At 41.5% G+C, this 12,677-nt stretch carries 15 protein-coding genes; 6 read left to right on the forward strand and 9 right to left on the reverse strand.

All coding sequences use genetic code 11. The annotated features are described in order from the left end of the window. Window positions 1–12: 12 nt before the first annotated feature. The 4 genes from AABI99_RS05095 to lexA form a co-directional block, all read right to left on the reverse strand. Window positions 13–543, reverse strand: coding sequence for a cytochrome c oxidase assembly protein (locus tag AABI99_RS05095; protein ID WP_338364061.1), 531 nt, complete (start codon window positions 541–543; stop codon window positions 13–15). After that, window positions 543–2,135 (reverse strand): cytochrome c oxidase subunit I, encoded by a 1,593-nt coding sequence (gene ctaD / locus AABI99_RS05100; RefSeq protein ID WP_338364063.1) that lies wholly within the window; start codon window positions 2,133–2,135, stop codon window positions 543–545. Before ctaD ends, AABI99_RS05095 begins: the two co-directional genes overlap by 1 nt. After that, a complete protein-coding gene (gene coxB, locus AABI99_RS05105) occupies window positions 2,135–3,271 on the reverse strand; it encodes a cytochrome c oxidase subunit II (RefSeq protein ID WP_338364065.1) in 1,137 nt (378 codons plus the stop codon). The genes ctaD and coxB overlap by 1 nt, the downstream gene beginning before the upstream one ends. 463 nt (window positions 3,272–3,734) lie before the next feature. Next, entirely contained in the window at window positions 3,735–4,352 is a 618-nt protein-coding gene (gene lexA, locus AABI99_RS05110) for a transcriptional repressor LexA (RefSeq protein WP_338364067.1), read from the reverse strand. 175 nt (window positions 4,353–4,527) lie between these two features. Here lexA and AABI99_RS05115 point away from each other — a divergent pair, with 175 nt between their 5' ends. After that, window positions 4,528–4,968, forward strand: coding sequence for a hotdog fold thioesterase (locus AABI99_RS05115; RefSeq protein ID WP_338364069.1), 441 nt, complete (start codon window positions 4,528–4,530; stop codon window positions 4,966–4,968). 10 nt (window positions 4,969–4,978) lie between these two features. On the opposite strand, the gene AABI99_RS05120 is transcribed toward AABI99_RS05115, so the two are convergent. Continuing rightward, the gene (locus AABI99_RS05120) at window positions 4,979–5,359 is read right to left on the reverse strand and encodes a hypothetical protein (protein ID WP_338364071.1); all 381 of its coding nucleotides are present in this window, start codon (window positions 5,357–5,359) and stop codon (window positions 4,979–4,981) included. Between the two features lie 228 nt (window positions 5,360–5,587). On the opposite strand from AABI99_RS05120, the gene AABI99_RS05125 reads away from it, so the two are divergent. Both AABI99_RS05125 and AABI99_RS05130 read left to right on the forward strand, forming a co-directional pair. Next, window positions 5,588–5,842: a Rho termination factor N-terminal domain-containing protein gene (locus AABI99_RS05125; RefSeq protein WP_338364120.1), complete on the forward strand. Its 255-nt coding sequence runs from the start codon at window positions 5,588–5,590 to the stop codon at window positions 5,840–5,842. A gap of 131 nt (window positions 5,843–5,973) precedes the next feature. After that, window positions 5,974–6,690: a hypothetical protein gene (locus AABI99_RS05130; protein WP_338364072.1), complete on the forward strand. Its 717-nt coding sequence runs from the start codon at window positions 5,974–5,976 to the stop codon at window positions 6,688–6,690. Here AABI99_RS05130 and AABI99_RS05135 read toward each other — a convergent pair. Beyond that, window positions 6,665–7,015 carry a VOC family protein gene (locus AABI99_RS05135; RefSeq protein ID WP_338364074.1) on the reverse strand — a complete coding sequence of 117 codons (351 nt, stop codon included), beginning with the start codon at window positions 7,013–7,015 and terminating at the stop codon, window positions 6,665–6,667. The two genes, AABI99_RS05130 and AABI99_RS05135, sit on opposite strands and share 26 nt — an antisense overlap. Window positions 7,016–7,141: 126 nt before the next feature. Here AABI99_RS05135 and AABI99_RS05140 point away from each other — a divergent pair, with 126 nt between their 5' ends. From AABI99_RS05140 to AABI99_RS05150, 3 genes are all read left to right on the forward strand, one after another. Continuing rightward, window positions 7,142–7,801, forward strand: a complete 660-nt coding sequence (locus AABI99_RS05140; RefSeq protein WP_338364122.1) for an endonuclease — start codon at window positions 7,142–7,144, stop codon at window positions 7,799–7,801. 109 nt (window positions 7,802–7,910) lie between these two features. Beyond that, window positions 7,911–9,533 carry a S41 family peptidase gene (locus AABI99_RS05145; RefSeq protein WP_338364076.1) on the forward strand — a complete coding sequence of 541 codons (1,623 nt, stop codon included), beginning with the start codon at window positions 7,911–7,913 and terminating at the stop codon, window positions 9,531–9,533. Further along, window positions 9,533–9,901, forward strand: coding sequence for a hypothetical protein (locus AABI99_RS05150; protein ID WP_338364078.1), 369 nt, complete (start codon window positions 9,533–9,535; stop codon window positions 9,899–9,901). Before AABI99_RS05145 ends, AABI99_RS05150 begins: the two co-directional genes overlap by 1 nt. 59 nt (window positions 9,902–9,960) lie before the next feature. Here AABI99_RS05150 and hmpA read toward each other — a convergent pair whose 3' ends face one another. Genes hmpA through AABI99_RS05165 form a run of 3 tightly spaced genes read right to left on the reverse strand, consistent with a single transcriptional unit; the run spans window position 9,961 to window position 12,664 of the window. Beyond that, window positions 9,961–11,142 carry an NO-inducible flavohemoprotein gene (gene hmpA, locus AABI99_RS05155; protein ID WP_338364080.1) on the reverse strand — a complete coding sequence of 394 codons (1,182 nt, stop codon included), beginning with the start codon at window positions 11,140–11,142 and terminating at the stop codon, window positions 9,961–9,963. Window positions 11,143–11,162: 20 nt separating this feature from the next. Further along, window positions 11,163–12,395 (reverse strand): NnrS family protein, encoded by a 1,233-nt coding sequence (locus tag AABI99_RS05160; RefSeq protein ID WP_338364082.1) that lies wholly within the window; start codon window positions 12,393–12,395, stop codon window positions 11,163–11,165. Beyond that, window positions 12,395–12,664 (reverse strand): hypothetical protein, encoded by a 270-nt coding sequence (locus AABI99_RS05165; RefSeq protein WP_338364084.1) that lies wholly within the window; start codon window positions 12,662–12,664, stop codon window positions 12,395–12,397. Before AABI99_RS05165 ends, AABI99_RS05160 begins: the two co-directional genes overlap by 1 nt. Between the last annotated feature and the right edge of the window lie 13 nt (window positions 12,665–12,677).

Genomic DNA, 12,677 nt, shown 5'->3' on the forward strand with positions numbered 1-12,677 from the left:
TAGACATGCAGGCTAGTTATTACTTGCTACTAGCTGCTCACTAATATCAAATACGGTGTACGATAATGTTAGCTCTTCTACATCGCTCGGCAGTGCAGTATCAACATAAAACAGCAGCTTAAACTCAAGCTCTTCACCCGCTTTTAGCGGTTGTTGATCAAAGCAAAAGCACGCTATTTTATGTAAGTACTTGGCTGCCTTTCCGGGCGATACAGAAGGCACCGCTTGCATTACTTTAGCCATATCACTGGTGTTTTTTGCGCTAAACATTACCTCACGCATGGCACCGGGTTTCACATCAACACTGTATTCTTTAGATTTAACAATAAACGGCGCACCACGTTGCGCATGGGTTGTAAAGCTCACGCCTATTTCTCGGTTTTCAGTGATTTGTGTACTTTGCTTAGCTTGCTCAAGCGACGGCTTGCCATTAAGCCCGGTTATGTCGCAAAACACGTCATATAAGGGCACTAGGGCAAATGCAAAAGCAAACATGCCTATACACATAAGAATGAGGCGCTTTAATAGCGGTGCATGTGTCATTATTTAATTTCCGGCGGTGTTGAAAAAGTATGATAAGGCGCAGGAGAGTCAACTTCCCACTCTAAGCCCTCGGCACCATCCCATACTTTTGCAGAGACTTTATCGCCCCCTCGGGCACACTTAATCACCACAGCCACAAAAAGTAGTTGTGATAAACCAAAAGCAAATCCACCTATACTTATAATCGCGTTAAAATCAGCAAACTGCAGCGCGTAATCGGGAATACGGCGCGGCATCCCTGCAAGCCCAACAAAGTGCATAGGGAAAAACAGCACATTAACGCTTACCAACGACAGCCAAAAATGCCACTTAGCCAAGGCAATGTTGTACATATTGCCCGTCCATTTAGGCAACCAATAATAAGCCCCTGCCATAATCGAAAATATGGCTCCCGTAACTAACACGTAATGAAAGTGCGCCACCACAAAGTAAGTATCGTGATACTGAAAATCAGCTGGTGTTATAGCCAACATCAGCCCCGAAAAGCCCCCTAAGGTAAACAGCACAATAAAGGCAATACTAAATAGCATGGGCACTTCAAAACTTATTGACCCTCGCCACATAGTGGCTACCCAGTTAAATACTTTTACCCCTGTAGGCACCGATATCAGCATGGTCGCGTACATAAAAAATAACTCGCCAGCAACGGGCATACCGGTCGTAAACATATGATGCGCCCACACAATAAAGCTCAGTAATGCAATAGAGGAGGTTGCGTAAACCATTGAGGCATAACCAAATAGTTTTTTACGTGAGAATGTAGGCACTATGGTCGAAATAATACCAAAGGCGGGTAAAATCATGATGTACACTTCGGGATGGCCAAAAAACCAAAATATGTGCTGAAACATCACCGGATCGCCGCCGCCTGCCGCATCAAAAAAGCTGGTTCCAAAGTATTTATCGGTGAGCACCATAGTGACTGCTCCGGCCAGTACGGGCATAACAGCAATTAATAAAAATGCGGTTATTAGCCATGTCCAAACAAATAATGGTAGTTTCATCCATGTCATGCCTGGGGCACGTAAATTAACAATGGTCACAATAACGTTGATTGCGCCCATAATTGAGCTAATCCCCATAATGTGCACTGCAAACACAAACATCGCGGTGTTATCGTTACTGTACGTTGTTGAAAGCGGCGCATAGAACGTCCAGCCAAATGCGGGGCCGCCTCCTGGCATTAATAACGAAGCCAATAAAATTAAAAAAGCGAAGGGTAAAATCCAAAAGCTCCAGTTATTCATTCTGGGCAGCGCCATATCAGGCGCACCAATCATGAGCGGTACCATCCAGTTAGCGAGCCCCGTAAAGGCTGGCATAACAGCACCAAACACCATAATTAAGCCGTGTACTGTGGTCATTTGGTTAAAAAAGTGCGGGTCTACCAATTGTAACCCTGGCTGAAATAACTCAGCCCGAATGACCATGGCCATTGCACCGCCAATTAAAAACATAGTCAGCGAAAATATTAAGTACATGCTGCCAATATCTTTATGGTTTGTTGTGTACAACCAACGTTTAAAACCTTTAGCAGGCTGATGGCCGTGGTGAGCATCATTGACGTTAGATTGTTCTACTATGCTACTCATTAGTTCGCCTCCGCATCAAGCGCTGCCTGAATTTCACTAGGTTGAATCACATCGCCAGTATCGTTACCCCATGCGTTACGCTTGTAGGTAATTACAGCTGCAAGTTGTTTAATTGACAATTGCTTTGCAAATGCCTGCATAGCAGTTCCTGGGCGACCATGAATGACTACATCAATGTGATCTTTTATATCTCCTAAAACAATTGCATTGCCTTTAAGCGCAGGAAATACACCTGGCAATCCCATACCGGTAGGCTGATGGCATGCAGCGCAACTGGCCATATACACTTGCTCGCCCAGCGTCATTAGCTCTTCTTTAGGAATCGTTTGATCAAGCAGAGCGGCATCAGCAAGTGCGGCTTTTTGCTTAGCCTGCTTTGCATCGGCTAGCCACGTGTTAAAGTCCTCTTGTGATTTGGCTTCAACCACCACAGGCATAAAACCATGGTCTTTTCCGCACAGCTCTGCACACTGACCACGGTAAATACCTTCCTCATTAATGTTGGTCCACGTTTCGTTGATAAATCCTGGGTTAGCGTCTTTTTTAACTGCAAAATCGGGCACCCACCAAGAATGAATAACGTCATCAGAGGTCATCAAAAAGCGCACCTTTTGATTTATTGGCAGTACCAAAGGTTTATCAACCTCAAGTAAATAATTTGGATTTTTATTGGCAAGATTAGCTATTTCATCTTGAGGGGTAGACAAAATAGAGTAAAACTCGACATCTTCGCCCATATATTCGTAATGCCACTTCCACTGTGACCCTGTAATTTTAATGGTTAAGTCAGCCTTGCTGGCATCTTCCATTGCAATAAGGGTTTTAGTGGCAGGGATTGCCATGGCAATTAAAATAACAAACGGAATGGCAGTCCAAAGAATTTCTACTTTGGTACTTTCATGAAATTGGGCAGGAACTGCCCCTTTAGATTTACGGTGATGAATCAGTGCCCAAAACATTATTGCGAACACTATCACTCCAATCACACAACATATTAAAAATATGGTCATGTGTAGCTGATATACATTATTACTTATATCGGTTACGCCCTTGCGCATGTTGTATTGGCTATTAGCTAACACAAGCTGCGGGAACATAATCAATACAAGCCACAAGGCAGAGGTCAGTTTACCCATGTGACGGCTCCTTTGATGCTATTGCGAATGCAAAGCGAAGAGGCATACGGCTTAAACGCCAATTCGTTATTTTTAACCAACCTTATTTTTGATTGGTATCGCTAGGACAACAAAAGATTTGTGTATTGTGTGTTCTCATAACTAAAAAGCTGTGAGTTATTGTTAGTCCAGCACATTAATGATTAGCTAAAAAACGTACAACAAGCAAGTTTTAGTATAAAAAACAATCAGGTGATATTTTAAAATTGACTAAATAACGGTGTATTAAATTGTTATTTAACAGCTAAGATACGAGCAAAACTAAGGGGTGTAACACGCTTAGGGAGATAAAAGTATGAGTGAAAAAAAGTTTACAGGCTCAATAATGTTAGGGCGCTCTGAGGTAGTGGAAGATCTTTTTTAAAACAAAAATGCACACCTAAAAGTGCGCATTTATAAAAAGTGACTTAAAAATAGTTAAAAATTACATCCAATCTGCATTTCTTATTACGCCAACGGCTAAACCTTCAATATTAAAAGACTCGTTTTCTAGGTCTACTTCTATAGGGTTAAATTCTTCGTTTTCGGCATGTAGTAATACTTTGCGGCCTGCTTTTTCGAGGCGTTTTACAGTTACATCTTCATCCACTCGTGCGACTACAACTTGGCCGTTTTCTGCTGTTTGGGTGCGGTGTACGGCAAGTAAGTCACCATCCATAATGCCTATATCTTTCATACTCATGCCATTAACACGCAGTAAAAAATCGGCGGCTGGTTTAAACATTAAAGGGTCTATTTTACAGTGACTCTCAACATGTTCTTGCGCCAAAATAGGCGAACCCGCTGCAACTCTACCTATTAATGGTAGACCTAGTTGCTCTGGCTCTTCTTCTTCAACCAATTGAATACCACGGCTTGCGCCTGGTTTCATTTTAATTACACCTTTTTTGGCAAGCGCTTTTAAATGCTCCTCAGCAGCATTGGCACTTTTAAAACCGAGTGTTTGCGCAATTTCGGCACGTGTAGGAGGCATACCAGTGTCTTTAATAAAAACTTTTATTAGTTCGAGTATTTGAGCTTGGCGTTTAGTTAATGGTCGCATACAACTGGTTTTCCATACAGTACATTTAACTGTGAGTATATACAGTTAAATAAAAATCGCAAATTTAAATTGTGCTTTAAAACAGTCACACACTATGCTTGGATAAATTTTAGGTAATTACAGACAACTAAGGTTTAAAATGCTATAAATTTGCTTTCAATACAAAGGAGTAATTATGAGTATTTGGTATCAACCCATTACACTAGCGCTTTGCAAACAACTGGACGAAGGAATAAACGGCCAAGGCACTTTAATGAAAACCATGGGGATAGAAATAACCGAAATAGGGGATGATTATTTAGTGGCCACCATGCCCGCTATTCCTGAGCATCATAACCCTATAGGCATGGTGCATGGTGGTGCAAATGTGGTACTTGCCGAAACGGTTGCTAGTTATGCCGCTAACTTTGTGGTGGACTTTACAAAATTTTATTGTGTTGGACAGGAAATTAGCGCCAGTCATTTAAAGGCATCTCGAAATGGTACTTTAACCGCCGTTACTCGTGCATTTCATATTGGCAAGCGCAGCTCCGTGTGGGAAATCAAAATAACCAATAGCCGTGGCGAGCTTTGCTGCGTATCAAAAATGACCGCAGCGGTTGTCGAGCGTAAATAGTTACCTAAGGTTACTTCTCAATAGGGTAAATTGTAATTTCCATGCCAGCGCCAATGGCAGATATACGTAATAGTGTATCTGCATGAAGAGCTTGGTTAAAACACTTAGGTGAAGTGCCTGATTCAAAACCTATATCAAACGTTCTGCGCGAGCAATTTAGCCATTGCTTAAGTGCATTACGTGAACACGACTCGATTAATTCACATAAGTGGTTAATTGCTTTATCAGGTGTAGTTATGTCACCTGAAGCTTCAATACGCGCCAATTGACGATATTCGTCTTTGTCATAATGCAAAACCATCGCGTTTTTCTTTAAGTCTGCCACCAGGGCGCTAATATCTTGTTTAGACTCAAGCTCTAGATCTACATTTAAAAATTGAATTTCCGACATTGTTTGCTTTTTACCCTCTTATAGTTTCATCGCAAACTTTAACGCAGTTTTACTTTTATACCAAATCAACTGAGCGTTAAACATGGCTTTATTAATAGAAAACACCTGTTTAAACGCCATTGGCACCTAATTTGCCTTATGTAATGGGTTAGGCTAGTTACGCTTAATTTTACCGTTTAGGTATGAAAGTTATACATACACTGTGTAATTAAACGCTTCAGGAGAACAATTATGGTAGATCATGGTCCACAAATTAAAAACGACGATCAGTACGAGGCGCTTCGCGATGAGGGCATGAGCAAACAAAAAGCCGCGCGTATTGCTAATAGTAATACTCATAAAACCGCAGTTAAAGGCGGCAAAGCCTCAAAGTATGAGAAGCGCACTAAAAAACAGTTATACGATAAAGCAAAAGAGGTAGGTATAAGTGGGCGCTCAAAAATGAGCAAACAAGAGCTAATAGATGCCCTGCGAGAAAACTAAGCCTATGAGTGCTTATTTATAAAATACTTGGGCCTTATATTTATAAACTTATGAAAAACTGCGACAAAATGCCGCAGTAGAAGCGTTGGCCACTATAGTAAACTTGTGTCAAAAAGAATAAGAAAGTAAATATGAGTAAAAAAGTATTTAGGCGTGCGCGTCAATTTCATAAGTGGCTGGGCTTTTTACTGGCCTTACAAATTTTGGCTTGGCTTTTAGGTGGCTTAGTAATGAGCGCGATACCACTTGAATACGTGCACGGTAAGCACCTTGCCAAGCGCACACTTACAAACCCATTTGCACAAGCCGACTACCCCACATCACTCGATAATATTACTGCCCAAGTGCCTAACCCCACTCAAATAATATTTGAGCACTTTTTAACTACTCCGCTTATTACTGTTATTAACAGCACCAAGCAGCAAAGCTTTAATGGTTTAACGGGCCGCCCATTTGCGCCACCCACTAAAATACAAATTACCGCTAATGCGCAGGCTCATTTACTCATCGATGCTAAGCCAATGAGTACAACGCTTTTAAAACAAGGCCCTCGAGAGGTGGGATACAAAACAAATGTGTGGCAAGTACAATTTAATGACACCTTTAATACCACACTATATTTAAATGCAATTAACGGCAAAGTTATTACCGTTCGCAGCACATTATGGCGCATATTCGACTTTTTTTGGATGCTACACATAATGGATTACGACGAACGAGAAGATTTTAATAACCCGCTACTTATCAGCTTTGCAGCCACCAGCGTACTATTTTGCTTATGCGGTATCGTTTTATTATTACAAAACGTTAGGCTAAAAAAGCTTACACGTGTTGGTCAATCAAAATAGGGTTGCCGTCTGGGTCGGTAATAATAAAACTTTTATCACCTACAGGCTCAACGCTTATATCAGCGCTTTGAAAATATTCACTGAGCGCATCAACATCTTTAAAGTTTGTAACTGTTTGTGCATGCTGATCCCAGCCAGGGTTGAAGGTCAGCATGTTTTTATCAAACATACCCGAGAATAAGCCAATCAAATGCTCACCGTTTTTCATTACTAGCCAGTTTTGTTCTACCTCGCCCGCAAACTCGCTAAAACCCAGCTTTTCGTAAAACGCTTTAGAGGCTCTAATATCTTTAACCGTTAAACTTATTGAAAAAGCACCTAGCATGGCCATCTCCTCGCAATTTTTTATATCAGTATAGAGTGTACTAAGTATTGCGGATTAAAATTTGCTCAGGGTTTATCTTTTAGCAGCAAAACTTTAGACTAGCGCCTCCTGTAGTTCACGTACGTGATGGATATGCTTAAATTTATTTTGGCCTTTGTGGCTTGTTGTATTTGTTTTTCTGCATCGAGTGAAGAATTTACCCGCTTTTCAACAGCTAAAAGGCACTTAATTAAAACCTTACCCAATAACGCCAAAAGCCTTTACTGCGGCTGCGATATAAAAAAGCAAGGTAAAAAGCTTATCCCCGACCCTAGCAACTGCGGTTATATACCCCGCAATACATATACACGCTCTGGCAAAGTAAATGCACGCGCGCTGCGCATAGAGTGGGAGCATATAGTGCCAGCGTGGGAGTTTGGCCACCAACTACAATGTTGGCAAAACGGTGGGCGTAAAAACTGCCGAAAAGTCAGTGCTAAATTTAGAAAAATGGAAGCCGACATAAACAACTTAGCCCCCGCTATTGGCGAAATTAACGCCGATCGCTCTAACTATCGCTTTGGTATGCTTAGCGAAAACGCCACCCAATATGGCCGTTGCCAAGTAAAAGTTAATTTTAAACAACGCGTAGTAGAGCCACCATTTTTTGCCCGTAAACGCATTGCCGATGCCTACGCTTATATGCAAAAAACATACGGTTTAAAAATATCAGACAAACAACAAAAGCTATTTGATGCCTGGCAAAGGCAAGCATTTGCGAATAAAAGCAGTGCAAGCACACTTTAAAAAACGTGTTTTATACACTCATTTACACAAAGCAGGGCCAAAAACGTTGAATAAATAAGCAGGTGTTGTAGTATTTTAAACAACTTATTTACAAAAAAAGTAGTTTTGTATGTTTAAAAATAATAAAGCATCGCTTGCTATCGCTGTTGCACTTTCAGGCCTAACACTCGCAGGCTGTGGCGGCGGTAGTAGTATGAATGAAACGCCAGACCCAGTAGTCGTCACTCCTCCAACTAACACTGCACCTACGTGGACGGCGGGCGTATTTGAGCCGTCAGAAGAATTAAAAAACTTTTGCGAGAACCCGCGCACAGGAAACGATCCGTTTAACAATAACGAGCCTTACCCAGATCAAGCAGGATCCGCCCTTTACGAAAAGCTCTGGCTTCGCTCATGGAGTGACGAAACTTACCTTTGGTATGATGAAATAGCCGATAACGATCCTGAAAACTTTGCAACAGTGGCCAGTTATTTTGCCCAGCTAAAAACCGAAGAGCTAACCGACTCTGGTGATAAAAAAGATAATTTTCATTTTTCAGAGCCAAGCGAGGATTACTTTCAAGAAGCACAATCAGGTGTTACCTCAGGCTATGGCATAAACTGGGCATTTATTGGCGACCCTGCAGATAGAATTTTACGCGTTGCCTACCTAGAAGATGACTCACCGGCAAGCCAAATTGGTTTTCAACGAGGCGATACCGTACTTGAAGTTGATGGCGTAAGCATTAATACCAGCACACAAGCAGGCGTTGATACCCTAAACGAAGGCCTATTTAGCCCCACTAATGGCGATTCCCACACCATCGTGGTGCGCAGTAACGATGGCGCCGAGAAAACCTTTAACGTAACGGCTGGCAACATAGAGCAAACACCGGTGCAAAACGTAAAAACCATTACCACAGAAAATGGCACTCGCGTAGGATACATGCAGTTTAATAGCCATATAGGTATTGCCCAAGAAGGCTTGATTGCGGCGGTTAATAAATTTAAAACCGATAATGTAGAAGAGCTTGTTATTGATTTTAGATATAACGGAGGCGGTTTATTAGCGCTTTCTTCGCAGCTTGCCTACATGGTAGCCGGCAGTGCTAATATCCAAAACCGTATTTATTACCAAACTCAGCGAAACGACAAGCAACCTGTAGAGTCACCTTTCCCGTTTATAGATGAAGAAATTGACTATTCTACATTTTTTAGCACAGGTGAAAGCCTACCCGATTTAAATCTATCTAAAGTGTATGTGCTTAGTACATCAGGCACGTGCTCCGCTTCGGAGGCGTTTATCAATGGCTTAAAAGGGATTGATGCCGAGGTTGTACTTATTGGCGATACCACCTGTGGCAAACCTTACGGTTTTAACCCAACACATAACTGCGGCACAACCTATTACACCATTCAATTTAGTGGTATTAACAGTAAAGGGTTTGGTGAATATGCAGCAGGGTTTACGCCTACGCCAACACCGCAGTTTGATGCGGATGTAAAAGGCTGTGTAGTGAGTGATGACTTCGACAATCAATTAGGCGATCCAAACGAAGGGATACTCTCTACTGCGCTTTACCATATAGATAATAACGGCACGTGCCCTGTTAGCACCGCCTCTGCGAGTATCAAAACGCAAATACGAAGCGCGGCTGGCGATAGCAAGCAACTATTACCTCTAAACGCACCTAATGACTTTAACCGTGGCAATATGGATTTAACATGGCCTACGTTAAATAAGGATAAATAATGGCTAAACTACTGGCAATATTAACCTTATTATTTATTGGAGGCTGTAACAGTATGAATACTGCCACTGCCAAGCCTGCACTACTTACCGAGGTAAACCCAGGCGTTATAGCCACGCTACAGCAAGCGATTATAAAAGCGAAAGGCGGCACACTAGTTACACTTGCCGACACCGTTTTTACTAAACGCAGCGAGCTGTTACTAAGCCATGGAAATAGTAAAGACTCAAATGGTATGCCCATAATGGGCGCGCATAATATCAAGCCAGAAAAGTTTGTTTTACAAATAATTGCCGAGCAGTGCGTGCTTTATTATCCTAAAAAAGATATGGCTATTGAGCTTAAAAACGTAAGTTGTAAAGCACAATAAAATACTATTAAAAAGGCACACAACATTAATTTGTGTGCCTTTGTCATTTTTCCCTAGGTTTATAAATCTTGATGTGGGCCAAATACTTCGTAATGAATATGCTCGTTTTTAACACCTAGCACCAGTAACTGGCTTTTCACACACGCCATAAACCCAGCGGGGCCACATAAGTAAAAATCGCCATTTGTAAGGGGGAGTTGTGTTTGTATGGCCGTTAAGTCCATCAACCCTGTAAAATCAGCCCCATCACTGCCTTGATTAAGCCATGTCACAGTTTGCAAACAGTTATAAGCCGTACTTAACTTATTTAAATAGTGTGCAAACGCATGCTGCTGAGTATTTTCGCACGCATGTAAATACATAATACTTTGCTTAGGGTTATCACTTAATAGCGTTTCGAGCATCGCAAGCATTGGCGTTTGCCCAACACCTGCTGAAATAAGCACCGCTGGGTTTTTACTATTTCGTAAAAAGAAATCTCCTGCTGGCGGGTATAGTTCAACTATGTCACCTTGCGTTAGTGAGTGTAAATAATTAGACACCACACCAGGCTTTGGCTGTAGTTCTTTTTTAACGCTAATACGGTAGTTTTTACCGTTACTTTTTTGCGAAATAGAATACTGGCGAATTTCTTCATATTCAGCGCCCTCTGGCTTAACTTTAATCCCTAAATATTGGCCAGGTTTATGGGCAATAACCGCTTTGCCATCAACAGGTGTGAGTGTAAAACTTGTTACTAGCTCAGATTCAATCTGCTTATTGGTTATTTTAAAATGACGAGTACCCGCCCAACCACCCAGTGTGTTTTTACTATGCTCATACAAAGCCGCTTCTTCGGTAATACAAATATCAGCAAGCAGTGCGTAAGCTTCACGCCATGCGTATTCTACATCTGGCGTAAACTGCTCTGGTATTAGCTCTTTTAAAGTGCCAATTAAATGAGCACCAACAATGGGATAGTGCTCTGGTAAAATATTTAAACTGGTGTGTTTATGGTTAATGCGCGCTAATGCCTCTTTTAACACCGCTAAGTTATCAATATTTTGAGCATATGCCGCTAAGGCGTTAAACAAAGCAAATTGCTGGCGGCCGGTGTCCTGGTTGGTCATATTAAAAATATTTTTAAGCTCTGGGTTATGGCTAAATAGTCGCTTATAAAAATGATCGGTCACAACGGTGCCAGCCTGTGCTAACAGCGGAACAGTGCTTTTAACAATTTCAATGGTTTTATCAGATAACATAAAATAGTCCTGTAAGTAAGCTAACCACGACGCCCATCAACACGACGCCGCGTTAATATAGGTGTGCAGTAAATTAAAAATAATAAAAAAGCCACTAACCACAGCAAGGCACTTATTTGCCAAGCAAAGTGTGGCCAAATAATTAAGGGGAGTATTGAGCGCGTAATCGCTGCTACCAGCACTAACAAAAAAGCAACAGATATATATTTAGGAGTATTAAGCCCCCGCCCTGTATGACCAAGCGATACACGGGTCATCATAGCTAAAATCATCATCCCTATTGTGCCAATAGTGATAAGGTGGAGCGCGTCTTTGAAAGGGATTACACTTGTGTAAAAGCTCAGTGCAATTAGCAATAGGCCAACACCTAAAGCAAGATAAGAAAAATGCAAAGACCATAATAAAGGCACTTTTAGCACGTTTGCATGCCACCAAAGCTTTGCACGAATTAAGTGGAGCACAGCCACTATTGCAACAATGAATGCGGGGCTAATTGAGCTTAAAAATAACTTGCTGATAAAAAATAAAGTTATTGCCAGTATTGATAAATACAGCAGTGCTTTATCAATTTTAGGAGTGCGTATTTGCTTGCTGAGCGCTAAGCCTTTGGCAGTAAAAAAAGGAATAACTCGCCCTGCTACAATGCCTACCAGTAAGCTGATGACCAGTACGGCAGTGTCAACCACTGCAAGCGCCAGGTGAAAACTGTTGTTTAAAATAAGTAAAAGGTAAAGTGTATTTAGAACACATAGCACACTCAAAATAACTAAAAGCTGATAGTTATTCTTACTGCCTGCTGTTATTAGCATATTAGCCAGCGCAATAATTGCACCTAGCCACCATATCAGCTGTAGCACTGTAACAGCCCATAAACTAGCATTGGCAAAATTAGGCAGCTCTATAAAAAATGCCAAACGAGCACTTAGCCATATAAAGGTAAGTAGTAGGAGCGTTTTACCTTTTATACTCAAAATGCCCGTCCAGGTTTGTGCTGCAGTAAGTAAAAATCCTACGGCCACTACGCCTGCAAAGCCAAATAGCATTTCGTGCGCATGCCAAAGTGCGGCAGGCAGCGTTAAGTGCCAATTAGCACGCCCCGATAAAATAAGTAACCAATAGCCGATCGATAAAAACGCTAGCAAACCGCCTGCTAAAAAGTAGGGTCTGAATGCAAGTGCCCATAACGGCCATTTAGTGACTTGATAAATAGCAACACGAGTAGGCATTGGCTCTGTCAGGTTTATTGGGCGCATTAACGTACCTCCTGCCCTAAACCATGTTGAGCAACACAGCGCAGCACATAACTCACTTTCAAAATAGCTGCCACTATAATCGTACTAATATGCGCTGATATTTGTACCTGCATCGAAAAGTGCTCTGCGTACGGGTAACTAATTAAAATGCTCACAACCATACAAATAGCGCTAAGCCCTAATACTGTATTAGCAGTAAATAATAGCGATTTAAAAAATGCGCCTAACTCAACCTGGTTGTTTACATTATTTAATGTAAGTGTGTTCATAACTACCTCAGCA

It is taken from the genome of uncultured Pseudoalteromonas sp. (assembly GCF_963922945.1).
Lineage (GTDB): Bacteria > Pseudomonadota > Gammaproteobacteria > Enterobacterales > Alteromonadaceae > Pseudoalteromonas.